We start from the raw sequence: 22,158 nt of genomic DNA, 5'->3' as shown, positions 1-22,158 counted from the left end.
GGGGTTAGCGGCTGGCCGCCAGGGTAATCGACACCGACTCGGCAAAGCGCAGCGCATGGGGCTTGTCCACTTCGACTTCGGCGTACAGCACCGATTCGTTGCTCATCACCAGGTCCAGCAGTTCCTGGGTCAGGCGCTCCAGCAAGGCAAAGCGGTTGCCTTCCACGTGGGCGATGATGGCCTTGGTGATGGTGCGGTAGTTCAGCGCGTGGTCGATGTCGTTGTCGCGCACGGCTTCCTGGGCGGCATACAGGATGGTCAGGTTGATCAGCACATCCTGCTTGTTGAGGATTTCGTCCTCATTGATACCGATGAAGGTGCGCAGGCACAGGTCCTTGACCCGGATGCGCGCCATGCCTGGTTGAAGTTGTGGCATTGCTACTTGCTCCGTCCAATCAGTTGCAGGAACTCCATGCGCGTGGTGTTCGACTCGCGGAACGCGCCGAGCATCACCGAGGTGTTCATGGTTGAATTCTGTTTTTCCACGCCGCGCATCATCATGCACATGTGCTTGGCTTCGATCACCACGGCCACACCGGCGGCCTGGGTCACGTCCTGGATGGCGTCGGCGATTTGCCGGGTGAGGTTTTCCTGGATCTGCAGGCGCCGGGCGAACATGTCGACGATACGCGCCAGCTTCGACAGGCCCAGCACCTTGCCGGTCGGAATATAGGCCACGTGGGCCTTGCCGATAAAGGGCAGCAGGTGATGCTCGCACAGCGAATACAGCTCGATGTCCTTGAGGATCACCATCTCGTCGTTGTCGGAGGCGAACAGTGCGCCATTGACGATTTCCTCGAGGTTCTGTTCATAGCCATGACACAGGTACTGCATGGCCTTGGCGGCACGCTTGGGGGTGTCGAGCAAGCCTTCGCGTTCCGGGTCTTCGCCCAGGCCCTTGAGGATCTCGCGGTAATGGTGGGGCAGAGATAAGGTCATACAACATCCTCACAAACGGCTTACTTGATATGCCGCCCGCCGTTGACGGTCAGGGTGGTACCGGTGACATAGGGGTTGTCCAGCAGGTAACGCACACTCTGGTAGATCACCTCGGGACCAGGCTCGATGCCCAGGGCCGACTTGGCCAGCACCTTGGTGCGATAGGCCGCGTCGTCGCCTTCGTTGAACATCACCATCGCCGGGGCGATGCCGTTGACCTTGATCAGCGGCGCAAACTGCGTGGCGAACGACAGCGTGAGGCTCTCGAGCCCGGCCTTGGTGGCGCAGTAGGCGATGTGCTGGCGGCTGCCCTTGCGCACCACGTCATCGCTGATGTGCACGATGTCGGCAGGTGTCGAGCGTTGCAGCAAGGGTGAACAATGCAGGTTGATCAGGTACGGCGCAAGCATGTGCACGCTGAACATGTCGGTAAAGGCACGGCTTTCGTCGCCCGGCGCCTCTGCGACCCAGGCCGAAGCGTTGTGGATGATCGCACGCAGGCTTTGGGTTTGGCTGTTCAGTTCAGCGATAAACGCGAGAATTCCGGCTTCGGTGGAGAAGTCGGCAAACACGCCGACTGCGCCACGCTCACGCAGGGCCTGCACGCCGGGGCGTTCGCTGCGGTAGCTGAAAATCACCGGCTGGCCTTCGTCCAGCAGGCGCTCGGCGCAATGCAGGCCGACGCGCTGGCCGGCGCCGGTGATCAGGATCGGGGCGTTCGTTGCAGTCATGGGAGGCTCGCGTCGCTGGCAGGCGCAAATCATACCAGCGACGGGCCGCCCCTGTACTCACGCCGCCGCTTCGGAGGCCTTGCGAGGTGCTGGCGCTGGGTGCAGCCAGTTCGCCAGCAGGTGGGTCGACAGCGGAATGAACCAGTACACCATCAAGGGCGTGAGTGCCATTGTGCTGACCAGCACACGTGGCCCCAGTTCGAATTCACTGAGCAGCGGCCCCAGGACGAAGTTGAACAGCAGCGACACCGGGAAAAACGCCAGCCAGATCGCCACCGCCTGCTTCCAGCGTGGCGGACGCGCACCCGCTGCGCCAAACCAGCCATCGATGCCCCGTACACGGTGCTCGGACGGGTCGGCGAACAAATCGCTGCCACGGCTCAACCACGCACTGCGTGAGGCGGAAAACTCCCAGGCGTGCAGGGTCTTCTCATCGGCGAAGCGGAAAATGATCTGGAATTCATCGTCATTGGGCGGTGGGGCCAGCACGCCGGAGCCCAGGTAACCGGGGAAGTCGGTGGCCAATTGCTCGCCTTCGCGCAGCCAGGCCATCAGTTCTTTATAGCGCCCTTTGGCCACGCGGCGCGCAACCATCAAGGTGACGGGAGAGGTAGACATTGTGTATCTCCAAATGTACGGGTGCACTGGACCGTGTAGGTGGCGCACAGACGAAGCTGCGGGGTGTTGCAGCGACGTGTAAAAAGCAGGCAAGGATTATTCCTGTTTTACCCGAATACACCAGCGACATTGGTCCGAAAAGCGGGAAACTTGAAAAAGACAGGTGTAAAGGGGTTAAATGAGCGCCCAGTTAACGTTGGTTTTTTGGTCAAAAATGCCCGTGATTACTGCTCCGCTTGAAAGTGTTTCGCATCTGGATTCCACTGATTCCGATGAGCTGTTTCCGATCCGTGAAGTCTCGAGATTGACAGGCGTCAACCCGGTCACCCTGCGTGCCTGGGAGCGCCGTTATGGGCTGATACAGCCCACGCGCACCGAAAGTGGGCATCGCCTCTATTCCAAGGCCGATATACAGACAGTCCATCGTATTCTCGATTGGATCGAGCGCGGCGTCGCCGTGAGCAAAGTGGGCAAGATCCTCGCTCGCGACGATCAGCAGGCCGAAGCCGTTCGTGCGCAGCGCGATGCGGTCGAGGAAAGCGAATGGCCGCAGTGGCAGGCGCGGTTGATGCAGGCCGTCAGCGACTTCGACGACCGTCAGCTGGAACGTGTGTATGGGCAGGTCCTGGCGACCTACCCACTCGACGTGGTGTTCCAGGACATTCTGATGCCCCTGTGGAATGAGCTGTTGCGTCATCAGGGGCGTTTTGGCCAGGCCAGCGAGTGGCTGTTCTTCGACAACTTCCTGCGAGTACGTGCCTTGGAGCGCCTGCAACTGGCGTGTGCTTCACCCGTGCCGCGGGTATTGCTGGCGGCCATGGCGGGTGAGTGCCGCAAGTTGGAGTTGCTGGTGGCGGCGCTCCTGATGAGCCGGGATGACCTGGCCGTGAAAGTGCTGGGCATGGGACAGCCGTTTGACGAGTTGACGCTGGTCTGCGAGAAGACTCACCCACAGGCGCTGATCCTCTTCTCCAATTACTCGCATAACCATGATCTTGCGGGGCGCTTGAACCGCTTGGCGTTGACCCTGGATTGCCCGCTGCTGCTTGCAGGTGCGGCGTCGGATCTTGCCGAGGACGGCCTGGCCGGCACGTCCCTCGGCTGCCTGGGCAATGAAGGTCGCTTGATGCGGCGGCGCTTGCAACAGTTTCTCAGCGGCGGGCTGGATACCTGATTTCAGGCATGCATGTGCGGGTGGACCAGGCGGTGCTGGTGCAGGATGAACTGACGCAGACGCTCGGTTTCATCCACGTCGCTTTGGCTCAAGCGGTAGGCAAACAAACCCCGCGCCGTTTCCCGCTCGAATGCGCCGCGCAGCGCGATGCGTTCGTAGCCCGACGGGCTGAACCACAGGGAAAAGGTTTTTGGCGGCTTGATCCGGCCGCGAATCTCCACCAGCACACCCTTGAATGACACTTCATGCACCCGCAGGGCGCCAGCAGCGCCACGGATGTTCTCCAGCGCCACCGGCGTTTCAAGCGCCAGGCGCCACGGGCGTATCATTGGCCCGTCTTCGAAAATACTCGGCACGCCCAAACGCAGATGCACCGCATTGAACTCATCCTCTACCAGATGCAGGGGGAAGGTCAGTTGCTGGTTGTCGAACTGCGCCTGGATGGTGAGGTGGTCGTGGGCGGCCAGGCGGGTGAGCAAGTCGCGAATCTGTGCACCGCCGTTGACGGTCAGGCTCGACGAAGCATCCCGCAGGTTGAGTTGCGGGTTGTGCTGCATGCTCTGAATGAAATCCAGCTCATCCTGGGTCAGAAGCGCATTGCGTTGCATCGTGCTTGCTCAATGGAGGGGTGTTAAAGTGCCATTATCCGCTGTTATGGCCGCAGTTTCTAAATTTTGTTTAATCCGCTTGTCGCTTTGAGCGCTGCCAGCTCGGCCTTGACCTCGGCCAGTTCACTTTCCAGCTGCGCGACACGCTGCTGGGCCTTGACCTGGAGCGTGACGTCCTTTTGTACACCGACGAAATACGTCTGCTTGTCCGCGGCGTTGTAAACCGTTGAAAGGGACAGTTCGTTCCAGAAGTGGCTGCCGTCCTTGCGGTAATTACGCAGGGTTTCCCGGCAGGCACCGCCGTTCTCCAACGCGTCACGGATGGCCATCAGGGCCGGCTGGTCGCGGTCGCCGGATTGCAGGAAGCGGCAATCCTGGTAGAGGATTTCGTCGAGGGTGTAGCCGGTCAGCCGTTCGAATGCAGGGTTCACGTAGATCAGCGGCTTGTCCTTGCCTTCTCTTTCAGCGACGACGATGCCGTCGTTGGAAGCGTTGATCACCATTTGCATCAGCTTGGCGTTAATCATTGAGCGGTCCATGGCTTGTGATTGGAGTGGGCAGTTTAAGACATGCCTTGAATCTTGCACGGCGGGCGCCGAAATATTTGCGCCAGCTGCTAATATCCCAGGCTTTCGCTCAACTACAGGATCAGATTGATGAAAGTCGCCATCCTTTCCGGCTCGGTGTACGGCACGGCTGAAGAAGTCGCGCGCCACGCCGCCGACCTCCTCAACAAGGCCGGCTTTGAGGCCTGGCACAATCCCCGTGCGACCTTGGCGGATGTAATAGCCTTCAGTCCGCAAGCCTTTCTGGCGGTGACCTCCACCACCGGCATGGGCGAATTGCCCGACAACCTGCAACCCCTGTATTCAACCATTCGCGACCAACTGCCCGCCGCTTGGCGCGGCCTGCCCGGCGCAGTGATCGGCCTGGGCGATGCCAGCTACGGCGACACCTTCTGTGGCGGTGGCGAGCAAATGCGCGAGCTGTTCGGCGAGTTGGGTGTGCGTGAAGTGCTGCCGATGCTGCGCCTGGACGCCAGCGAAAGCGTCACCCCGGAAGCCGACGCCGAGCCATGGCTGGCCGAGCTGGTCACTGCACTGCGCGCTTGACCGGAAACTCGCGTAACAACGCCAGCCAGGCCTGGGCGGCTTTCGACAGGTAGGCGCCCTCACGCCAGATAAAGGCAATGTCCCAGCGCAGGTAGTCGGGCGCCTTCAACGTCAGGCGCACCACCCCAGGTCGCACCAGCCCACGGGCGACCACGCTGGGCAGCAGCACCACGCCTTGGCCGGCGGCCACCAAGGCTGCGAGGAAGTCCGCCTGGCCGCTGCGGCCGATTTCCTTCGGGGTAAAACCCAACTGCTGACACGCCTGCATCAGGCGGTCGTTAAGCACAAAGCTGCGCTGGTACATCAGGAACGGCGTGTCCGCCAATTCCTCAAGGCGCACCTGGGCGTTGTCCGCCAGGGGATGGTCAATCGGCAGCAGTGCGTCCAGGGGTTCATCGCAAAAGGCTTGCCAGGCAAACGCCGGGTCATTGGGTTTCAAGCTGCCGCCCACTTCCAGCTCACCGCTCAGGATGGCCTGTTCGATATTGCGGCTGCCACCCTCCAGCAACTGGATGATGACGTTCGGGTAGCGCCGGCGGTACTCGGCAAACAACCCGGCGAACAGCGTGTCACCCGCCAGCAGCGGCAGGCCCAGGCGCAACTCGCCGCGGGTGAGCTGCTGCATATCGTCCAGCTCGCTCAGCAGTTCGGCTTGCAGGCGCAACATGGCTTCGGCGCGTTGCAGCACGACCTGGCCGGCGGCGGTCAGGCGGATCTGCGAGCCGATACGATCGAGCAGCGGCGTGCCCAGGCTTTGCTCCAATTGCGCGACTTGCTTGCTGACGGCGGACTGGCTGATATGCAGGGTTTTCCCTGCCTGGGTAAAGCCCCCTCGGTGGATCACTTCGACAAAGCTGCGCAGCTGTTTGAATTCCATCGGCCTGATTCCAGTTTGGAATGGTTGGCAGTCTAACAATTCGCTGTGGGGATGGAAGGCCGCGCTCTAAAATGGGGGCCTGCGAGGACCCAAAGCCCATGAAACGTTTTCCCTTCAAACACCTTGGCCGTTTGCTGACTGAATTGGTTGTGCTGCTCGCGATTTATCTGCTGGGCACCCAGTTGGCGACCTGGCTGGCCTGGCCCATTCCCGGTGGCGTGGTGGGCTTGGGCCTGTTGCTGGCAACGTTCGCCAGCGGCCTGGTCAAGCCGGCGGCACTGCAATTGGGCGCCGGGGTGTTGATGGCCGAGATGCTGCTGTTCTTCATCCCGGCCCTGATGAGCCTGCTCGATTACGGCGGCCTGCTGCGCAACGATGGCTGGCGCATCCTGTTGGTGATCGGCTTGAGCACGCTGGCGGTGATGCTGGTCACGGCATTTACGGTGGAAGCCGTGTGCCGCTGGAGGTTGCGCCATGAAGCTTGAACTGATGCCGGTGTTCTGGCTCGCCTTGACCCTGGGCGCCTACGTATTCAGCCGCTGGCTCTACCGGCGTACCGGGCGCTACCTGCTGTCGCCGCTGATCCTGGTGCCGGCACTGTTGTTGGCGGTGGCCGTGCCGATGCACACCGCCTATGCCGAATACGCCACCGACACCCACTGGCTGATGCTGGTGCTGGGCCCGGTGACCGTGGCGTTTGCCGTGCCGATCTGGCAGCAGCGCCGCTTGCTGGCGCGGCACTGGCCGGCGTTGCTGCTGGGTATGGTGGCGGGCAGTGTGGCGTCGATCGCGACTTCGTTCGGCCTGGCGAAGGCACTGGCGCTGGACGGTGCGGTGACGCTGTCGCTGGTGCCGCGCTCGATCACCACACCGTTCGCCATGCCGGTGTCTTCCGACCTGGGCGGCGTGCCGGAGCTGACGGCGGTGTTCGTGATGTTCACCGGTGTGTTCGGCGCCATGCTCGGTGGTGTATTGCTCAAATGGCTGCCGCTGCGGACACCCCTGGCACGTGGCGCGTTGTTTGGCGTGGGCGCCCACGGTGCGGGTGTCAGCCGCGCCCATGAAGTGGGCGGCGAAGAGGGCTCGGTCGCCGGCCTGGTGATGGTGTTGACGGGGTTGCTCAACCTGTTTGCCGTGCCTTTTCTGGCGGCACTTCTCTGACGCGCTTTAAACAAATTTCAACTATTCTCTGAACTGACCCGCTCGGTCATCAAGCTGGCTGCCAAGGCAACTCCGGCGGCCATGAGGTCTGACTAGACTGGCCCATCACACAAAAAAACAACAATAAGACAGTGCGCCAAGGAGGTCATCGCCGTGAGCCTAGCCCCCGTTCTATCGCCGCAGAATGTCAAAGACCAGGTCAGCGCTGCCGAATGGCAGACCCGCGTCGACCTGGCGGCCTGCTATCGCCTGGTGGCGCTGCATGGCTGGGATGACCTGATCTTCACCCATATCTCGGCCAAGGTGCCGGGCACCGATGATTTCCTGATCAACCCGTATGGGCTGATGTTCCACGAGATCACCGCGTCCAGCCTGGTCAAGGTCGATCAGGCCGGCAACAAACTGATGGACAGCCCCTACGAAATCAATCCGGCGGGCTACACCATCCACAGTGCCATCCATGAAGTGCGCCACGATGTGACGTGCGTACTGCACACCCACACGGCCGCGGGGGTGGCCGTCGCTGCGCAGAAGCAGGGCGTGTTGCCCATCAGCCAGCAATCGCTATTCGTGCTGTCGAGCCTGGCCTATCACGCCTACGAAGGCGTGGCCTTGAACCATGAAGAAAAAGCCCGCTTGCAGGCCGACCTCGGGGATAGCAATTTCCTGATGCTGCACAACCATGGCCTGCTGACCTGCGGCAGTACCATTGCCGACACCTTTCTGATGATGTTCACCTTCCAGCGTGCCTGCGATATTCAGGTGCTGGCGCAGAGCGGCGGCGCCGAATTGATCGCCATCGGGCCGCAGATTCTTGCCGGTGCCAAGGCGATGGTGGCGGCTGTCACAAAGAGCGCCCAAGGCATGGGCGGCGCGCTGGCCTGGCCGGCCTTGCTGCGCAAATTGGACCTGCAAGACCCGGGGTATAACCGCTGATGCCACTCGCCGAAATCCCGCTCAGAGTCTGGCGCAAGCGTGGCCAGGATTTCGTCTTTCGCGGCCGTACTCTTCGCTATTGGGTGGCCGGGCAGGGCGAACCGCTGCTGCTGATCCATGGCTTCCCCACGGCCAGTTGGGACTGGCATTACCTATGGCAACCCCTGGCCCAGCGGCACTTGGTGATCGCCTGCGACATGCTCGGCTTCGGTGACTCGGCCAAGCCGCTGGACCACGATTACTGCCTGCTGGAACAGGCGGACTTGCAACAGGCCCTGCTCGAACACTTGCGAGTGGAACAGCCGGTGCATGTGTTGGCCCACGACTACGGTGACAGCGTCGCCCAGGAACTCCTGGCCCGGCACTACGAAGGCCGGTTTGAGATGGCCAGCTGTGTGTTCCTCAATGGCGGGTTGTTCCCCGAAACCCATCGCCTGGCGCTGGTGCAAAAACTCTTGCTCAGCCCCCTGGGCTGGATGATCGGCCGCGCCTTCGGGCGCAATGCCCTGGCGGACAGCTTCAGCCAGATATTCGGCCCCGACACCCGCCCCAGTGAAAGTGCCCTGGATGATTTCTGGAGCCTGATCAACGTCAACGACGGCACGCGCATCCTGCACAAACTGATCGCCTACGTCCCCCAGCGCCGTCGCCTGCGTGATCGCTGGGTCGCCGCCATGCAGCGCGGCGAAGTGCCGTTGCGGGTGATCGACGGCGAAGTGGACCCGATCTCCGGCGCGCATATGGTCGAGCGTTACCAGCAACTGGTGCCCGACGCCGACACGGTGTTGCTGGCCAATATCGGCCACTACCCGCAGATCGAGGCGCCGGTGCAGGTGCTCAGGCACTACCAGGCGTTTCGTGATCGGCTCCGGCAGCCGGCCTCGCAAGTGGCCTATTCCTGATCCCGAATCCTTTTCTGTAGGAGCGAGCTTGCTCGCGAAAATCGTCAACGATAACGCGGGAGTCCTGACACCACGCGGCGCTCTGGGATTTTTCGCGAGCAAGCTCGCTCCTACAGAGAGACGAGTCATCATCCCCCAGCCTTATCGGGCACCATTCAGCCTCCGCCGTATTTATTGTGACCGCAGGCGCGTTGCCGGACACTCGAACCATTCCCATTGTCGCCAGCGGAGTTCGGTATGAGTGAGTCAGTGCAGTTCCAGGATAAGGTCGTGATCGTCACCGGTGCCGGCGGCGGATTGGGCCGGGCCCATGCGCTGCTGTTCGCCAGGCACGGGGCCAAGGTCCTGGTCAACGACCTCGGCGGCTCTACCCAGGGCGAGGGCGCCAATGCGTCCGCCGCCGACCGAGTGGTGGCCGAGATTCGTGCTGCGGGTGGTGTCGCCGAGGCCAACCATGACTCTGTCACCGACGGTGACAAGATCGTCCAGAACGCCCTCGACGTTTTCGGTCGCATCGACGTAGTGGTCAACAACGCCGGCATCCTGCGTGACAAAACCTTCCACAAAATGGACGACGCCGACTGGGACCTGGTTTACCGCGTGCATGTCGAAGGTGCCTACAAAGTCACCCGCGCCGCCTGGCCTTACCTGCGTGAGCAAGGCTACGGCCGGGTGATCTTCACTGCGTCTACCTCGGGCATCTACGGCAATTTCGGCCAGTCCAACTACGGCATGGCCAAGCTCGGGCTGTACGGCCTGACCCGCACCCTGGCCCTGGAAGGGCGCAAGAACAACATCCTGGTCAATGCGATTGCCCCTACCGGCGGTACGCGCATGACCGAAGGCCTGATCCCGCCGCAAGTATTTGAGCGCCTCAAGCCGGAACTGGTCAGCCCGCTGGTGGTGTACCTGGGCAGCGAAGCGTGCCAGGAAACGTCCGGGCTGTTCGAGGTCGGTGGCGGCTGGATCGGCAAGACCCGCTGGGAGCGCAGCCTGGGCGTGGGCTTCGACCCTGAAGCCGGGTTCTCCCCCGATGATGTGGCGGCGCATTGGGCGCAGATCTGCGACTTTGAAGGCGCAGCCCACCCCAACGACAACATCGAAGCGTTGAAGGAGATGATGGCGAACTTGCAGAAGTACAGCCTGTGATCGTTGCTTGAAAAAGCTTGAATCCCACGGGGCGCTGATGGCGCCCCGTTTTATTTCAGGCAAAAAAAAGCCGCTGCAAACGCAGCGGCTGAAGTCAGACGTTGGATCAAGGAGCGACAAATCAACGTCAGTGAACACGGGTAACAGATTGAAAAAAGGCATCAATCCATTCGAGTCTGGCTGTTCTTCCCGATGGGGAAACGGGCTGTTTGCCCTGAAAGCGAGGCAAGAATAGTCGGTTGTTACAAAATGAGTAATCCCGATTCATGACAAGGACTGTTACTGAAAGCGCAACAGTTTGAGGGCGAGCCATCCATTCCCCTGATAACCCGCCATCCACCCAATCCATGGGCCCGCCCACACCCCGGCCAGAGCGGCTTGTCATCCTTTCGAGCGATAGAGCGAATCCCTCCTTGGTGCGCTTATCGCTCCTGATGCGCGGCAGTAGGGTGAGGCCTTCTGTCACTCACCGGGGAAGACGCATGACAAAAACAACAATGCGCGCCATCTTCACGCCACAGGCGCTGGCCGCTGCGGTTGCGTTGGGTTGCTGTGCCCAGGCACAGGCTGTTTCCTTCAACATTGGCGAGATCGAAGGGCAATTCGACTCCTCGCTGTCGGTCGGCTCGAGCTGGGGCATGCGCGATGCCGATAAAAAGCTCGTGGGCACCGTCAATGGCGGCACGGGCCAGGCTTCCACGGGGGATGACGGGCGTCTCAACTTCAAGAAGGGCGAGACCTTCTCCAAGATCTTCAAAGGCCTGCATGACCTGGAGCTGAAATACGGCGATACCGGTGTGTTCGTGCGCGGCAAATACTGGTACGACTTCGAACTCAAGGACGAAGACCGCGAGTTCAAGCAGATCAGCGACCACAACCGCAAGGAAGGCGCCAAGTCCAGCGGTGCGCAGATCCTCGATGCGTTCGTCTACCACAACTACTCCCTGGGCGACCTGCCGGGCACCGTGCGCGCCGGCAAGCAGGTGGTCAGTTGGGGCGAAAGTACTTTCATCGGCAACTCCATCAACAGCATCAACCCGATTGACGTGTCGGCGTTCCGTCGGCCCGGTGCCGAGATCAAGGAAGGGCTGATCCCGGTCAACATGCTGTTCGCGTCCCAGAGCCTGACCAACCAACTGACCGTGGAAGGCTTCTACCAGCTGGAGTGGGACCAGACGGTGCTGGATAACTGCGGCACCTTCTTTGGCAATGACGTGGCGGCGGATGGCTGCACCGGCAACTACACGGTGGGTAGTCCGGCGATTGCCCCGCTCCAACCGATCGCAGCGGCTCGCGGCCAAGGCTTTGTGGTGACCCGCGAAGGTGTGGTGGTGCAGCGTGCCGGTGATCGCGATGCACGGGACTCCGGCCAATTCGGTGCAGCCTTGCGCTGGCTGGGCGATGACACGGAGTACGGCCTGTACTTTATGAACTACCACAGCCGTACGCCGACTGTGGGCACGATTACCGCCAACACCAATCTGGCGACCATCGGTGGTATCGCGGCGGCTGCCCCGGCCGGCTTCGGTTCGGCCCTGGCCCAGAGCACCATGCTCGGCCGTGGACAGTACTACCTCGAGTACCCGGAAGACATTCGCCTGTTCGGCGCGAGCTTCTCCACAACCTTGCCTACCGGCACAGCGTGGACCGGGGAAATCAGCTACCGGCCCAATGCCCCGGTGCAGTTGAATTCCACCGACCTGACCCTGTCCCTTATCAACCCGATCGCCGGCCAACTGGCCTCGCCTATCCGCAGCAATTTCGGCAGTGACAACAAGGGCTACCGCCGCAAGGAAATCACCCAGATCCAAAGCACCATGACCCAGTTCTTCGACCAGGTACTGGGCGCTGAACGCCTGACCCTGGTGGGCGAAGCCGCCGTTGTGCATGTGGCCGGCCTGGAAGACAAATCCAAGCTGCGTTACGGCCGCGACTCGGTGTATGGCGCCTACGGTTTCCAGGGGGACACCGACGGTTTCGTCACCTCCACTTCCTGGGGCTACCGCGCACGGGCGATCCTCGACTACAACAATGCGATTGCCGGGGTGAACCTCAAGCCCAACTTGTCCTGGTCCCATGACGTGGCCGGCTACGGGCCCAACGGGATCTTCAATAAAGGCGCCAAGGCCCTCAGCGTCGGCGTGGATGCGGACTATCGCAGCACCTACACCGCCAGCCTCAGCTACACCGACTTCTTTGGCGGCGACTACAACACCTTGACCGACCGCGACTTCCTCGCCCTCAGCTTCGGCGTGAACTTCTGATTTGGCTTAAAGAAGGACAAGAATCCATGCGTAAGACAATTGCAGTATTGGCCCTCAGCCTGTTGGCTTCCCACGTGATGGCGGCGGTGTCGCCGGAAGAGGCGGCCAAGCTGGGCACCACCCTGACACCGGTCGGCGCCGAAAAAGCCGGCAACGCCGATGGCTCGATCCCGGCGTGGACCGGCGGTATCCCGAAAAACGCCGGCGCGGTGGACAGCAAGGGCTTCCTCGCCGATCCGTTCGCCAATGAAAAACCGCTGTTCGTGATCACCGCCGCCACGGTGGACAAGTACAAGGACAAACTCTCCGACGGCCAGGTCGCGATGTTCAAGCGCTACCCCGAGACCTACAAGATCCCGGTGTACCCGAGCCACCGTACGGTCAACCTGCCACCGGACATCTACGAGTCGATCAAGCGCAGCGCGCTGAACGTCAAGACGATCAACGACGGCAACGGCCTGGAAAACTTCACCGGTAACCGTTACTACGCGTTCCCGATTCCCAAGAATGGCGTGGAAGTGCTGTGGAACCACATCACCCGCTACCACGGTGGCAACCTGCGCCGCATCATCACCCAGGCCACCCCGCAGACCAATGGCAGCTACACGCCGATCCGCTTCGAGGAGGAAGTGGCGGTGCCCCAGGCGATTCCCGATATCGACCAGGCCAAGGCGGCCAACGTGCTGAGCTATTTCAAGCAATCGGTGACCGCCCCGGCACGCCTGGCGGGTAACGTGCTGCTGGTGCACGAGACCCTCGACCAGGTGAAGGAGCCGCGCCTGGCCTGGATCTACAACGCCGGCCAGCGCCGCGTGCGCCGCGCGCCGCAAGTGTCCTATGACGGCCCGGGCACCGCGTCCGACGGCCTGCGCACCACCGACAATTTCGACATGTTCTCCGGCGCCCCCGACCGCTATGACTGGAAGCTGGTGGGCAAGAAAGAGATGTACATCCCCTACAACAGCTACAAGCTCGATTCGCCGTCGCTCAAATACGACGACATCATCAAGGCCGGTCACATCAACCAGGACCTGACCCGTTACGAACTGCACCGCGTGTGGGAAGTGGTCGGCACGGTCAAACCGAGCGAGCGGCACATCTACGCCAAGCGCCACATGTACATCGACGAAGACAGCTGGCAAGTCGCGCTGGTGGATCACTACGACGGTCGTGGCCAACTGTGGCGCGTCGCCGAAGGCCATGCGCAGTTCTACTACGACCACCAGGTGCCGGCCTACACCGTCGAGACCCTGTATGACATCATTGCCGGGCGCTACATCGCACTGGGCATGAAGAACGAGGAGAAGAGCAGCTTCGTGTTCGGCTTTGCGGCCAAGGCAGCGGACTACACCCCGGCGGCGTTGAGGGCTGAAGGCGTACGCTGATCCCGGATCGAAGCGGAGTCAAAATGTGGGAGGAGGCTTGCCCTTTCCCACATTGGGTTTTGTGCATGGCCTTCAATCATTGTGCTGAATACTTCTTCAACAACCACCCGCCACAGGACTAGGGTAAGCACCAGGTTGCATAACAATAAAAAAGCAGGATGCAGCAATGACTGCCATGACACGCTGCCTGGACCGTCCTGGATTCATGCCCCGGCTGTCCGCTCACCATCTGCTGCGCCCACGCCTGGCCGAGCCGTTGCTGACGGACCAGGCCAGGGTCAAATTACTCTGCGCCCCCGGCGGCAGTGGCAAGAGCGCGCTGCTCGCCGAATGTGCGTTGCAGGCGCCTGCGGGTTGCCAGGTGTACTGGTTGCCGCTCAATGGCGCGGTGCTCAGCCCCCTCGACCTGTGCCTGCGGCTGGCGCAAAACCTGGGCCTGACGTTTACCGATGAAATCACCTTGCTGCTCGACCTCAGCCGCTGGCAGGCCTCGGCGTGGCTGTTCCTCGATGATTTTTGCCGCTTGCCCACGCCCGACACCGACGCCTTGCTTGACCGGCTGCTCACCGCCAGCAGCCCGGCCCTGACCTGGTGGCTGGGCGCACGGCGGCGACCGGCGTGCAACTGGCCGCGCCTGCTGCTCGACGATGAGTTGCTCGAATGTGGCGCCGAACTGGCCTTCAGTCCTGGGGAGATCCAGCAACTGCTCAGCCATGCCCCCGGGCATTCGGTCGACAGCGTGCAGCAATTCAGCGCCGGTTGGTGCGCGGGCGTGCGCATCGCCCTGCTGGGGGATGGGCACCCCGACAAGACCTTGCTCGACTACCTGCGACACGAACTGTTCAGCACACTGCCGCCGGAGCTGGCGGAGGCCTGGCGCGTACTGGCTCATCTGCCGCGCTTCAACGCCGGCTTGTGCGAGCACTTGTTCGGCGCGGGGGACGGTGACCAGTACCTGAGGGATCTGCAGGTGCTCGGCGCCTTTATCCAGCCGTGGGAAGACACCGACTGGCTGCAGGTTTTTCCGCCCCTGGCGCAGCTGATGCAAAACGAGCCCTGGCCGGCCAAACGCTCCTGGCATCGCCGCGCCTGCCAATGGTTCTGCGCCGAACAGGACTGGCAGGCCGCCTTCGAACAGGCGCTGCTGGCCGAAGAATATGAAATGGCGGTGAGCCTGTTGCAGCATTTCAGTTTCGAGGACCTGTTCCGCCAGCAGAACGCCGTCTTGCTGTTGCACCTGCATGAGCAACATGGCGATGAGTTGATGCTCGGCTCGGCACAACTGGTGGGGCTGGTGACGGCGGCGTTGCTGTTTGCCGGGCGTTTCGAGCAGGCAGCGGTGTGCATCGATCAACTGGCCCGGTTTGCCCCGCAACCGACGGCGGCGCAACAGCGGTATTTGTTGGCGCGCTGGCAGGCGCAATGGGGCTGGCTGCTGCACCTGGGCGGCGATGCCGAGGGCTCGCGCCTGCATTTTCTGGAGGCGCTGCAAGCCTTGCCCGACAGCGCGTGGACCTCGCGGCTGATGTGCCTGTCTGGCCTGACCCAGCAAGCCTTGTTGCGCGGCGAATTGGACGTGGCCCAAAGCCTGAACCGCGAAGCGCTGTGCCTGGCGCGCGCCCATGGTTCGTTGCTGCTGGAGGCGCTGCTAGAGCTGGATCACGCTCAACTGCTGGAACAGCGCGGGGCACCGTACCGGGCCCAGAGCCTGCTGGAAAATGTACAGGCCATGTTACTTGAACAGCGGCTCAAGGCCGGCCCCTTGGTGGGGCGTATCGCCTTGCGACGCGGGCACCTGGCCTTGCGCCAGGGCCAGGACAGCCTGGCCGCCGAGTGTTTCGACACGGGCTTGAAGATGTGCCTGCACAGCCAGGACAAGCGCGTGCTCTACGGCTTTCTCGGCCTGGCGCTGTTGGCTGCCAACCGTGGCGATTACGCCCAGGCCTTTGTCCAGTTGCGTGAGGCCGAGCGGCTGATGCAGCAACGCCAGGTGCCGGACACGGTGTACCGCGCGGTGCTGCTGTTGGTCAGCGGGCACTTCTGGTTGCAGCAGGGGCGCGCCGAATTGACCGTGGAAGCGGTGCGTCGCGTGCTGCGTCACTTCCGTGGGCCCCAGGGCAAGCAGGCGCCGCCGGCCACCCTGGAACTGATCCCGCGTCTTGAATACCTGTTGGTGCTGGCGGAGGTGAAGCTGGGCTGCGCCGAGCAACCGCTGGAACGGCTCAACGCCTTGCTGCAAGCCACCCATCAGCGCGGCATGCTGTGCCTGGAAATCGAACTGCACCTGGTGCTCGGCGAAGTCGCCTGGCAGCTGGGTGATCAGGCCTTGGCGCGCCGCTCGCTGCAAGCCGGCCTGGAGTTGGCCGGGCGTTGCCAGGTGCAGCAAGCGATTCGCGAACTGCGTCTGCGCGCGCCGGGACTGCTGAGTGAGCTGGGCCTGGAACCTCAGGCATCAACCCCCGGCACGGTGGAAAACCCCTTGAGCCAGCGCGAACTGGAAGTGCTGCAACTGATCGCCCTCGGCAGTTCCAACCTGGAGATCGCCGACCGGCTGTTTATCTCCCTGCACACCGTCAAGACCCACGCGCGGCGCATTCACAGCAAGCTCGGCGTAGAGCGGCGTACCCAGGCGGTGGCCAAGGCCAAGACCTTGGGCCTGATGGTTTAGATGAACGCCTGACGGTATTCGCCGGGCGTGGCGCCCATGGCCTGGCGGAAGCGATGGGTAAAGTGGCTGGCGCTGGAAAAACCGCACAGCAGGGCAATCTCGCCCAACGGCAGGGCGCCGCCACGCAGCAGGTTTTGCGCGCGTGTCAGCCGGCGCGCCAGCAGGTACTGATGGGGCGGCAGTCCGAAGCTTTGGCGAAACATCCGTGCGAAATGGTACTCCGACAACGCACACAACCCAGCCAGTTGCCCAAGGCTGATGGGCTCCTCCAAGTGCTGGTCGATGTAGTCCACCAGCAACCGTCGTTGGTAGGCGGCCAGCCCGCCTTTCAACCGCAGGCCTTCGCGGGCGCCCACCTGGCTGAGCAGGGTGTGGCTGAGCATTTCATGGGCGAGGCTGCTGGTAAGCAGGCGTTCGGCGGGCTCGTGCCAGTTGAGGGCGATCAGTTGGTGGAAGCGTTGGGCCAGGCGCTGGTCTTCCAGAAAGGTACTTTCCCGCAGCTCCAGCGTGCGCGGTTCGCGGTCAAGCAGGGTGACGCAGCCCAGGGCAAATTGCTCCGGGCTGAAATACACGTGGGCCAGGCGGATCTCACCGTTGATCACCCAGGCCGATTGGTGCTCGGCAGGCAGGATGCACAGCTTGTCGGGGCCGCCCTTGGTGCCCGGCCGGTCACGCCGAAACGTGCCGGTGCCGCCACCGACATAGCAGGACAAGGTGTGATGGCTGGGCGCCTGGTAGTCCTGGGAATCATGATGGTTGCTCCACAAGGCCGCGGACAAGCCGTCACCGAGCTCGGCGCAGGCTTCCAGGCGTGCGTTGGGCGAGCGGTTAAGGGCTTGGAAGACTTGCAGGGATTCCAGGTCTGGCATGGTGTGTGTTCTCCGACGCCTTGCATCCTACTCCGCGAGGCTGGCGCTGTGATCCCATCGCCCGACAAAAGCGCAAGATTGTGCAAGAGCCTTGCCCGGGTTGAAGGCGACACTGTGGCTCAATCGATGGAGCCCGCTATGAACCTTTCCCTGTATTTACTCACCGTGCTGATCTGGGGCACCACCTGGATCGCCCTCAAATGGCAATTGGGCGTGGTGGCGATTCCCGTGTCCATCGTCTACCGCTTCGGCCTGGCGGCCCCGGTGTTGTTTGCGTTGCTGCTGGTCAGTCGCAAGTTGCAGGTGATGAATCGGCGTGGGCACCTTATCTGCCTGGCCCAGGGGTTGTGCCTGTTCTGTGTCAACTTCATGTGCTTTCTCACCGCCAGCCAATGGATCCCCAGCGGCCTGGTGGCGGTGGTGTTTTCCACGGCCACGCTGTGGAATGCGCTGAACGCCCGGGTGTTTTTCGGCCAGCGGGTGGCACGCACTGTGTTGATGGGAGGCGGCCTCGGGCTGGCGGGCTTGGGCCTGCTGTTCTGGCCGGAACTGGTGGGGCATACCGCCAGCCCGCAGACCTTGCTGGGGTTGGGGTTGGCGTTGCTGGGGACGATGTGTTTCTCGGCGGGCAATATGCTCTCGAGCCTGCAGCAGAAGGCCGGTCTGAGGCCGCTGACCACGAATGCCTGGGGCATGTTGTATGGTTCGTTGATGCTGGCGACCTACTGCGTGGTGCGCGGTATTCCGTTTGAGATGGACTGGAGCGCACGGTACATCGGTGCGTTGTGGTACCTGGTGATTCCGGGTTCGGTGATCGGGTTTACCGCGTACCTGACCTTGGTCGGGCGCATGGGGCCGGAGCGTGCGGCGTATTGCACGGTGCTGTTCCCGGTGGTGGCGCTGAATGTGTCGGCGTTTGCCGAAGGCTACCAGTGGACCGCGCCGGCGTTGGCGGGGTTGGTACTGGTGATGCTGGGGAATGTGTTGGTGTTTCGTAAGCCCAAGGTGGCTCAGCCGGTGAATCCGATCCTCCAGGCAAAGCAGGTCTAGTGTGGGAGGGGGCAAGCCCCCCTCCCACATTTCCTGCATTTCTCACATTTGACCGAGTTGTCTGGTTTATTTGAGCCCTAAACGCTTGGCCATCCGGCCGAGGTTGGCGCGGTCCAGGCCCAGTTCGCGGGCGGCGCTGGCCCAGTTGTGCTGGTGGCGTTCCAGGCAGGCGTTGATGACTTGGCGCTGGTAGTGCTCGGTGGCCTGGCGCAGGTCACCGGTGACGGCCAGGGCTGCTTCTGCCGGTGCTTCGATCACCGGCGTGCTGACGTCGGGCAAATCCAGGTCCTGGGCACTCAGGCTCAGAATCTTCGGGCGTTCGCGACAGTTACCCAGTGCCTTCAACGCACTGCGCCCGATCAAATGTTCCAGCTCCCGCACATTGCCCGGCCAGTTATAGGCCAGCAGCGCCGCCTGGGCATCGCTGGTCAGGCGCAGGCTGCCCAGGCCCATGCGTGAGCGGTTCTGCTCGAGGAAGAAGCCGGCCAGCAGCAACACATCACGCCCGCGCTCGCGCAGGGCCGGCACTTGCAGCGGGTACACGCTCAGGCGGTGGTAGAAGTCGGCGCGGTAGCGGCCGTTGCGCACTTCATCGGCGAGGTCGCGGTTGGTGGCGGCGATCAGGCGCACATCCACCTGGTGTTCCTTGTCCGAGCCCAGGCGCTGCAACTGGCCGCTTTGCAGCACCCGCAGCAGCTTGGCCTGCACGCTCAGGGACAACTCGCCCACTTCGTCCAGAAACAGCGTGCCGCCATTGGCCAGCTCGAACTTGCCGCGCCGTTCATTCAGCGCGCCGGTGAAGGCGCCACGCACATGGCCGAACAACTCGCTTTCCACCAGGGTTTCCGGCAGGGCCGCGCAGTTGAGGCTGATCAGTGGTTTGTCCGCGCGGGACGACGCCGCGTGAATGGCCTGGGCCACCAGTTCCTTGCCCACCCCGGTTTCGCCGGTGATCAGTACCGTGAGGTCGCTGCCACCCACCAGCTTGATTTCCTCCACCAGGCGCTTGTGGGTTTTACTCTGGCCGATCATTTCCTTGTGCTGCTGGCCGCTGGCCTGGCGGTAGATTTCGGCCCGCTGGTGTTCGTCTTCGGCCCGCAGGGCCAGGCGTTCGATGCGTTCGGCAACATTCACCGTTGCGGCAGCGAGGCTGGCGAAGGCTTGCAGCGCGTCCAGTTCCACGCGTTCGAAGCGTTCGGTGTCCAGCGCGTCCAGGGTCAACAGGCCCCAGGGCAGATCGTCGACAAACAGCGGGCAGCCCATGCAGTCGTGGACTTCCAGGTGGCCGTGCACGCCATCGACCAGGCCGTCGTAGGGATCGGGCAATTCGCTGTCACTGTCAAAGCGTGTGGGCCCAGGGCTGCTGAGCAGCACGGCGAAGCGCGGATGTTCGCTGACCTTGAAGCGGCGGCCCAGGGTGTCTGCGCTCAAGCCATCCACCGCCAGCGGCACCAGCGATTCGCCGTCCAGGCGCAGCAGGGCGGCCGCATCACACGGCAACAGGGCGCGCATGGCTTGCAGCAGGCGTCGATAGCGTTCGCCTTCGGGCAGTTCCCGCGACAGGTCGGCGACCAGCGGCAGCAGGGTGGTGAGCAGTGAGTGTGCAGTCATAATGACTCCTTGTGGTCCGTATGACTATAAGGTGTAGGAGGTCATACTGACTACATATCGCTCAAGCTATTGAAATTAAATGATTTATTAGTTGGCATGAATACTGAGTAGCTAAGGGCAATCAGTAAAGAAGCCCAGGAGGCTCCCATGCTTAGTGCCCAAGACCGTGCCATCGTCAAATCCACCGTGCCCCTGCTGGAAAGCGGCGGCGAAGCGCTGATCACCCATTTCTACCGCATGATGCTCTCCGAGTACCCTGAGGTTCGCCCGCTGTTCAACCAGGCCCACCAGGCCAGCGGTGACCAGCCCCGGGCCCTGGCCAATGGCGTATTGATGTACGCGCGGCATATCGACCAGCTCGACCAACTGGGCGACCTCGTGGCGAAGATCATCAACAAGCACGTCGCCTTGCAGATCCTGCCGGAGCATTACCCGATCGTGGGCGCTTGCCTGCTGCGGGCGATTTCCGAGGTGCTGGGCAGTGAGATCGCCACCCCTGAGGTGATGAATGCCTGGGGCGCCGCGTACGGCCAACTGGCGGATATCCTGATCGGTGCCGAGGCCGCTATCTATACAGAGAAAGCCCAGGCCCCCGGCGGCTGGCGCGGTGCGCGGGCGTTTACCCTGGTCAAGCGTGTGGAGGAGAGCGCCGAGATCACTTCCTTCTATTTCGCGCCGGCGGACAACGGGGCGATCCTCGCTGCCGCGCCGGGCCAATACATCGGCATGAAGCTGGTGCTCGACGGTGAGGAAGTGCGCCGCAATTATTCACTGTCGGCGCTGAGTGATGCAGGTCAGTACCGCATCAGCGTCAAGCGCGAGGCCGGTGGGCGGGTTTCCAACTACCTGCATGACCAGTTGCAGGTCGGTGCGACGATTGACCTGTTTCCACCATCGGGCGAGTTCACCCTGGCGGCCAGCGATAAGCCGTTGGTGCTGATCAGCGGCGGGGTAGGGATCACCCCGACCTTGCCGATGCTGGAGGCTGCGCTGGCCACCGAGCGCCCGGTGCACTTTATCCACTGCGCGCGCAATGGCGGGGTGCATGCGTTCCGCGATTGGGTGGATGCACTGGCGGCCAAGCACCCGCAGCTCAAGCGCTTCTATTGCTATGCCGAGGACGACGGCGTGAGCCCTGCGGCGGATAAGGTCGGCCTGCTGAGCCAGGAGCAACTGGCCGCATGGTTGCCGGAGCAGCGTGACCTGGATGCGTACTTCCTCGGCCCCAAAGGTTTCATGGCGGCGATCAAGCGCCACCTCAAGGCTCTGGGCGTACCCGAAAAGCAAAGTCGCTACGAATTCTTCGGCCCGGCGGCTGCCTTGGAATAGGACCTGAAGGTTCACACTGTTCAAAATAATGTGGGAGGGGGCTCGCCTCTCCCACATTTGGATCTCTGTTCCTCTCGATTAATCCCCTGTTAACCCCTCTCTGTTTAAACCACTCTCTGTGTGTAAACTTGCGGCCATTGGCACAACCAAACAAAGGGATACGGGGATGAGTGACGAATTGCGTTTAGGCAGGGAGCGGCGCTTTCTGGTGTTGCTGGGCATCATCTGCCTGGCGCTGATCGGTGGGGCGTTGTACATGCAGGTGGTTTTGGGCGAGGCGCCGTGCCCGTTGTGCATCCTGCAACGCTATGCCTTGCTGTTGATTGCGATCTTCGCGTTCATCGGTGCCGCCATGCGCACCAAGGGCGCCCTCACGCTGTTCGAAGGCCTGGTGGTACTCAGCGCTCTCGGTGGGGTGGCCGCGGCCGGTCACCATGTGTACACCCAGTTCTTCCCGCAGGTGAGCTGCGGCGTCGATGTACTGCAACCTATCGTCGACGACCTGCCCCTGGCCAAGGTCTTCCCACTGGGCTTCCAGGTCGACGGCTTCTGCAGCACCCCTTACCCGCCGGTGCTCGGCCTGTCCCTGGCGCAATGGGCACTGGTGGCGTTCGTGCTGACGGTCATCCTGGTGCCCCTGGGCATCTATCGCAATCGCCGCCACAAAGGCTGAACCCATCAGTGAAACGCCCCGGTCTTTCTTCAAGGAAGGCCGGGGCGTTTTTGCATGTAGGCTTTTGTGAACAGAGCGTGACGCCGGACAATTTTGGGTGCG

Annotated in this window: 22 protein-coding genes; 13 read left to right on the top strand and 9 right to left on the bottom strand. The window is 62.3% G+C overall.

What is annotated here, in order from left to right; genetic code table 11:
- Window positions 1-4: 4 nt before the first annotated feature.
- From folX to F6S08_RS26410, 4 genes are read right to left on the bottom strand one after another with little or no spacing between them, the layout of a single operon-like run.
- A complete protein-coding gene (gene folX, locus F6S08_RS26425) occupies window positions 5-376 on the bottom strand; it encodes a dihydroneopterin triphosphate 2'-epimerase (protein ID WP_003194073.1) in 372 nt (123 codons plus the stop codon).
- A 2-nt stretch (window positions 377-378) separates the two neighbouring features.
- Entirely contained in the window at window positions 379-939 is a 561-nt protein-coding gene (gene folE, locus F6S08_RS26420) for a GTP cyclohydrolase I FolE (RefSeq protein ID WP_025858052.1), read from the bottom strand.
- 20 nt (window positions 940-959) lie between these two features.
- Complete coding sequence (gene folM / locus F6S08_RS26415) at window positions 960-1,670, bottom strand: dihydromonapterin reductase (protein ID WP_065925977.1); 711 nt, start codon at window positions 1,668-1,670, stop codon at window positions 960-962.
- A gap of 57 nt (window positions 1,671-1,727) precedes the next feature.
- Complete coding sequence (locus tag F6S08_RS26410; protein ID WP_065925978.1) at window positions 1,728-2,288, bottom strand: antibiotic biosynthesis monooxygenase; 561 nt, start codon at window positions 2,286-2,288, stop codon at window positions 1,728-1,730.
- A 214-nt stretch (window positions 2,289-2,502) separates the two neighbouring features.
- Between F6S08_RS26410 and F6S08_RS26405 the strand changes: the two genes are divergently transcribed.
- Window positions 2,503-3,462 (top strand): MerR family transcriptional regulator, encoded by a 960-nt coding sequence (locus tag F6S08_RS26405; protein ID WP_065947208.1) that lies wholly within the window; start codon window positions 2,503-2,505, stop codon window positions 3,460-3,462.
- Between the two features lie 2 nt (window positions 3,463-3,464).
- Here the strand turns inward: F6S08_RS26405 and F6S08_RS26400 are convergent, their stop codons facing one another.
- Entirely contained in the window at window positions 3,465-4,070 is a 606-nt protein-coding gene (locus F6S08_RS26400) for a hypothetical protein (RefSeq protein ID WP_065925980.1), read from the bottom strand.
- Between the two features lie 59 nt (window positions 4,071-4,129).
- On the bottom strand, window positions 4,130-4,597 hold the full coding sequence (locus F6S08_RS26395) for a PAS domain-containing protein (protein WP_065925981.1): 468 nt from the start codon (window positions 4,595-4,597) through the stop codon (window positions 4,130-4,132).
- A gap of 129 nt (window positions 4,598-4,726) precedes the next feature.
- Here F6S08_RS26395 and F6S08_RS26390 point away from each other — a divergent pair, with 129 nt between their 5' ends.
- Window positions 4,727-5,182, top strand: a complete 456-nt coding sequence (locus tag F6S08_RS26390) for a flavodoxin (protein WP_065925982.1) — start codon at window positions 4,727-4,729, stop codon at window positions 5,180-5,182.
- On the opposite strand, the gene F6S08_RS26385 is transcribed toward F6S08_RS26390, so the two are convergent.
- Window positions 5,163-6,059: a LysR family transcriptional regulator gene (locus F6S08_RS26385; RefSeq protein WP_065925983.1), complete on the bottom strand. Its 897-nt coding sequence runs from the start codon at window positions 6,057-6,059 to the stop codon at window positions 5,163-5,165. The genes F6S08_RS26390 and F6S08_RS26385 overlap by 20 nt on opposite strands.
- Before the next feature lie 98 nt (window positions 6,060-6,157).
- Here F6S08_RS26385 and F6S08_RS26380 point away from each other — a divergent pair, with 98 nt between their 5' ends.
- The 8 genes from F6S08_RS26380 to F6S08_RS26345 all read left to right on the top strand — a co-directional run bounded on the left by F6S08_RS26380 (window position 6,158) and on the right by F6S08_RS26345 (window position 16,524).
- On the top strand, window positions 6,158-6,544 hold the full coding sequence (locus tag F6S08_RS26380) for a CidA/LrgA family protein (RefSeq protein ID WP_115488650.1): 387 nt from the start codon (window positions 6,158-6,160) through the stop codon (window positions 6,542-6,544).
- A complete protein-coding gene (locus tag F6S08_RS26375) occupies window positions 6,534-7,220 on the top strand; it encodes an LrgB family protein (protein WP_065947207.1) in 687 nt (228 codons plus the stop codon). Before F6S08_RS26380 ends, F6S08_RS26375 begins: the two co-directional genes overlap by 11 nt.
- A 153-nt stretch (window positions 7,221-7,373) precedes the next feature.
- On the top strand, window positions 7,374-8,156 hold the full coding sequence (locus tag F6S08_RS26370; RefSeq protein ID WP_074847601.1) for a class II aldolase/adducin family protein: 783 nt from the start codon (window positions 7,374-7,376) through the stop codon (window positions 8,154-8,156).
- Window positions 8,156-9,058 carry an alpha/beta fold hydrolase gene (locus tag F6S08_RS26365; RefSeq protein WP_137212836.1) on the top strand — a complete coding sequence of 301 codons (903 nt, stop codon included), beginning with the start codon at window positions 8,156-8,158 and terminating at the stop codon, window positions 9,056-9,058. The genes F6S08_RS26370 and F6S08_RS26365 overlap by 1 nt, the downstream gene beginning before the upstream one ends.
- 237 nt (window positions 9,059-9,295) lie before the next feature.
- Window positions 9,296-10,207, top strand: coding sequence for an SDR family oxidoreductase (locus tag F6S08_RS26360; RefSeq protein ID WP_065925987.1), 912 nt, complete (start codon window positions 9,296-9,298; stop codon window positions 10,205-10,207).
- A 482-nt stretch (window positions 10,208-10,689) separates the two neighbouring features.
- Window positions 10,690-12,471, top strand: coding sequence for a DUF1302 domain-containing protein (locus tag F6S08_RS26355; RefSeq protein WP_315872546.1), 1,782 nt, complete (start codon window positions 10,690-10,692; stop codon window positions 12,469-12,471).
- 26 nt (window positions 12,472-12,497) lie between these two features.
- On the top strand, window positions 12,498-13,856 hold the full coding sequence (locus F6S08_RS26350) for a DUF1329 domain-containing protein (protein WP_027607629.1): 1,359 nt from the start codon (window positions 12,498-12,500) through the stop codon (window positions 13,854-13,856).
- 166 nt (window positions 13,857-14,022) lie between these two features.
- Window positions 14,023-16,524, top strand: coding sequence for a LuxR C-terminal-related transcriptional regulator (locus F6S08_RS26345; RefSeq protein WP_315872545.1), 2,502 nt, complete (start codon window positions 14,023-14,025; stop codon window positions 16,522-16,524).
- Here F6S08_RS26345 and F6S08_RS26340 read toward each other — a convergent pair.
- A complete protein-coding gene (locus F6S08_RS26340) occupies window positions 16,521-17,393 on the bottom strand; it encodes a helix-turn-helix domain-containing protein (protein ID WP_065947204.1) in 873 nt (290 codons plus the stop codon). The two genes, F6S08_RS26345 and F6S08_RS26340, sit on opposite strands and share 4 nt — an antisense overlap.
- 138 nt (window positions 17,394-17,531) lie before the next feature.
- Between F6S08_RS26340 and F6S08_RS26335 the strand changes: the two genes are divergently transcribed.
- Window positions 17,532-18,443 carry a DMT family transporter gene (locus F6S08_RS26335; protein WP_315872544.1) on the top strand — a complete coding sequence of 304 codons (912 nt, stop codon included), beginning with the start codon at window positions 17,532-17,534 and terminating at the stop codon, window positions 18,441-18,443.
- A 66-nt stretch (window positions 18,444-18,509) separates the two neighbouring features.
- On the opposite strand, the gene norR is transcribed toward F6S08_RS26335, so the two are convergent.
- Window positions 18,510-20,054, bottom strand: coding sequence for a nitric oxide reductase transcriptional regulator NorR (gene norR, locus F6S08_RS26330; RefSeq protein WP_065925992.1), 1,545 nt, complete (start codon window positions 20,052-20,054; stop codon window positions 18,510-18,512).
- Window positions 20,055-20,201: 147 nt separating this feature from the next.
- Here norR and hmpA point away from each other — a divergent pair, with 147 nt between their 5' ends.
- On the top strand, window positions 20,202-21,383 hold the full coding sequence (gene hmpA, locus F6S08_RS26325; RefSeq protein WP_315872543.1) for an NO-inducible flavohemoprotein: 1,182 nt from the start codon (window positions 20,202-20,204) through the stop codon (window positions 21,381-21,383).
- A 166-nt stretch (window positions 21,384-21,549) separates the two neighbouring features.
- Entirely contained in the window at window positions 21,550-22,056 is a 507-nt protein-coding gene (locus tag F6S08_RS26320; RefSeq protein WP_027607623.1) for a disulfide bond formation protein B, read from the top strand.
- Window positions 22,057-22,158: the final 102 nt, after the last annotated feature.

The sequence above is a fragment of the Pseudomonas sp. JV449 genome (assembly GCF_032424295.1).
GTDB lineage: Bacteria > Pseudomonadota > Gammaproteobacteria > Pseudomonadales > Pseudomonadaceae > Aquipseudomonas > Aquipseudomonas marginalis.
Note: the sequence above shows the minus strand (reverse complement) of the source record. Positions and strands in the feature narration are given on the sequence as shown.

Excerpts from the sequence above, each read along its gene's own strand:
- folX (WP_003194073.1), bottom strand. The coding sequence starts at position 376 with ATGCCACAACTTCAACCAGGCATGGCGCGCATCCGGGTCAAGGACCTG.
- folE (WP_025858052.1), bottom strand. The coding sequence starts at position 939 with ATGACCTTATCTCTGCCCCACCATTACCGCGAGATCCTCAAGGGCCTG.
- folM (WP_065925977.1), bottom strand. The coding sequence starts at position 1,670 with ATGACTGCAACGAACGCCCCGATCCTGATCACCGGCGCCGGCCAGCGC.
- F6S08_RS26410 (WP_065925978.1), bottom strand. The coding sequence starts at position 2,288 with ATGTCTACCTCTCCCGTCACCTTGATGGTTGCGCGCCGCGTGGCCAAA.
- F6S08_RS26405 (WP_065947208.1), top strand. The coding sequence starts at position 2,503 with ATGCCCGTGATTACTGCTCCGCTTGAAAGTGTTTCGCATCTGGATTCC.
- F6S08_RS26400 (WP_065925980.1), bottom strand. The coding sequence starts at position 4,070 with ATGCAACGCAATGCGCTTCTGACCCAGGATGAGCTGGATTTCATTCAG.
- F6S08_RS26395 (WP_065925981.1), bottom strand. The coding sequence starts at position 4,597 with ATGATTAACGCCAAGCTGATGCAAATGGTGATCAACGCTTCCAACGAC.
- F6S08_RS26390 (WP_065925982.1), top strand. The coding sequence starts at position 4,727 with ATGAAAGTCGCCATCCTTTCCGGCTCGGTGTACGGCACGGCTGAAGAA.
- F6S08_RS26385 (WP_065925983.1), bottom strand. The coding sequence starts at position 6,059 with ATGGAATTCAAACAGCTGCGCAGCTTTGTCGAAGTGATCCACCGAGGG.
- F6S08_RS26380 (WP_115488650.1), top strand. The coding sequence starts at position 6,158 with ATGAAACGTTTTCCCTTCAAACACCTTGGCCGTTTGCTGACTGAATTG.
- F6S08_RS26375 (WP_065947207.1), top strand. The coding sequence starts at position 6,534 with ATGAAGCTTGAACTGATGCCGGTGTTCTGGCTCGCCTTGACCCTGGGC.
- F6S08_RS26365 (WP_137212836.1), top strand. The coding sequence starts at position 8,156 with ATGCCACTCGCCGAAATCCCGCTCAGAGTCTGGCGCAAGCGTGGCCAG.
- F6S08_RS26360 (WP_065925987.1), top strand. The coding sequence starts at position 9,296 with ATGAGTGAGTCAGTGCAGTTCCAGGATAAGGTCGTGATCGTCACCGGT.
- F6S08_RS26355 (WP_315872546.1), top strand. The coding sequence starts at position 10,690 with ATGACAAAAACAACAATGCGCGCCATCTTCACGCCACAGGCGCTGGCC.
- F6S08_RS26350 (WP_027607629.1), top strand. The coding sequence starts at position 12,498 with ATGCGTAAGACAATTGCAGTATTGGCCCTCAGCCTGTTGGCTTCCCAC.
- F6S08_RS26345 (WP_315872545.1), top strand. The coding sequence starts at position 14,023 with ATGACTGCCATGACACGCTGCCTGGACCGTCCTGGATTCATGCCCCGG.
- F6S08_RS26340 (WP_065947204.1), bottom strand. The coding sequence starts at position 17,393 with ATGCCAGACCTGGAATCCCTGCAAGTCTTCCAAGCCCTTAACCGCTCG.
- F6S08_RS26335 (WP_315872544.1), top strand. The coding sequence starts at position 17,532 with ATGAACCTTTCCCTGTATTTACTCACCGTGCTGATCTGGGGCACCACC.
- norR (WP_065925992.1), bottom strand. The coding sequence starts at position 20,054 with ATGACTGCACACTCACTGCTCACCACCCTGCTGCCGCTGGTCGCCGAC.
- hmpA (WP_315872543.1), top strand. The coding sequence starts at position 20,202 with ATGCTTAGTGCCCAAGACCGTGCCATCGTCAAATCCACCGTGCCCCTG.
- F6S08_RS26320 (WP_027607623.1), top strand. The coding sequence starts at position 21,550 with ATGAGTGACGAATTGCGTTTAGGCAGGGAGCGGCGCTTTCTGGTGTTG.